This window comes from Desulfofundulus thermocisternus DSM 10259, assembly GCF_000686645.1.
Taxonomy (GTDB): Bacteria; Bacillota; Desulfotomaculia; order Desulfotomaculales; family Desulfovirgulaceae; genus Desulfofundulus; species Desulfofundulus australicus.
The window spans coordinates 1-1,261 of the sequence record NZ_JMLG01000047.1; the positions used below are offsets into that span (position 1 = coordinate 1).

Consider the following 1,261-nt stretch of genomic DNA (forward strand, 5'->3'; position numbering starts at 1 on the left):
CAGTTCCTCCCATATGATGGCCCGGGCTTCTTCCAGGGAGTTGGCGGCAAACAGCCGCATTATACATGCTTTATTTTATACCTCAGCATCGTATGGATTGACTGCAATCAAGCCCTCGATATACTTGAAATGCCTTGTATTCAATGTAAAAAGGACGGCTTCGTTAACTTTGGCCGTCGCTGCAATTAAGGCATCCAACGGATCCAGGCCGTGTGAACGGCGGTACTTCGCTAAAAGACTGCCAGCTGTAATTGCGGTCTGATTATCAACCGGACAATGCTCGAAGATTCCCAATAATTCCTTAACGGCTGATAACCGCTCCTTGCTCATTTTGGGTGCAGCCATTATCTCCATTAGGGTAATAGTAGAAATTAAACCTTCAAGACTACCTTCTTCAATCTCCTTAAGTAATTTGACCGCCTGGGGAACACCGCGCAGGTGGTCTATAATGATATTGGTATCAACGACCACCTTCAAGCTCGTCTAACCTCCTACCAGAACCCTCACGCAGCATTTCTACATACTCCCGGCCGCTCATTTTCATATCGGAAAGCAGCCCCGCCGTTTTCTCTGCGACGCCTTTCAGCACACTCCTTTTACGCACGGGCTTCAGTATTATTCTTTCTCCCTCTTCTTTCACAGAAAGAAGGTCTCCCTCTTTGATATTCATTCTTTTTCTAACTTCCACCGGTATAACTACCTGGCCCCTGGAGGAAACAGTAACGGTATACATTCAAAGTTCCTCCTCTTACAGATTTTACTCATCTTACTGTTCTTATTTTACCATGAATCCGGCTATTTGTCTATTTTAGGTCTATTTTATGACTGCCCAGTTGCCTGTTTAGCCCGGCCACTTTTACAAGAATTTCCCCGTGGGTGTAAAAGAAACTTCCCTATCAATGGACAAAGAAAAGAGCCCGTCTCCATAGCCCTCCGGGTGCCGCCGGTGCCACTCCCAGGCCGTGCGGACGATGGTTTCCAGGTTATTACCGTGTGGCTGCCGATGTAGCCGGCACCGCCGGTAACCAGAATGTGCATAAAAAGCCCCCTCTACGCCTGCAGGTTTTTGCTTTTTTTCGAAAAGAAAAAGGCCAGGACCGTGTAGCCAGCCAGGTCCACCAGCACGTCAACCGCCCGGCCGGTGCGGCCGGGAACAAAGGTCTGGTGCCACTCGTCCAGGGCGGCCACCAGAACCAGGATCACCCCCGGCCACAAACCAGCGTTTCCTGTTCAGCCCCTGCAGGGCGGCGGCCAGCGACAG

3 protein-coding genes are annotated in these 1,261 nt (G+C 50.1%); all 3 read right to left on the reverse strand.

The window, feature by feature from the left end; translation table 11 throughout:
* Window positions 1-75: 75 nt before the first annotated feature.
* Window positions 76-471 carry a type II toxin-antitoxin system VapC family toxin gene (locus BR83_RS0114015; protein WP_242839686.1) on the reverse strand — a complete coding sequence of 132 codons (396 nt, stop codon included), beginning with the start codon at window positions 469-471 and terminating at the stop codon, window positions 76-78.
* Window positions 461-733, reverse strand: coding sequence for an AbrB/MazE/SpoVT family DNA-binding domain-containing protein (locus BR83_RS0114020; RefSeq protein WP_027357578.1), 273 nt, complete (start codon window positions 731-733; stop codon window positions 461-463). The genes BR83_RS0114015 and BR83_RS0114020 overlap by 11 nt, the downstream gene beginning before the upstream one ends.
* Before the next feature lie 317 nt (window positions 734-1,050).
* A complete protein-coding gene (locus BR83_RS17020) occupies window positions 1,051-1,215 on the reverse strand; it encodes a VanZ family protein (RefSeq protein ID WP_114679231.1) in 165 nt (54 codons plus the stop codon).
* Between the last annotated feature and the right edge of the window lie 46 nt (window positions 1,216-1,261).

What these genes read in the sequence shown, in the direction of transcription:
- BR83_RS0114020 (WP_027357578.1), bottom strand. Translation starts at nt 733, where the DNA reads ATGTATACCGTTACTGTTTCCTCCAGGGGCCAGGTAGTTATACCGGTG.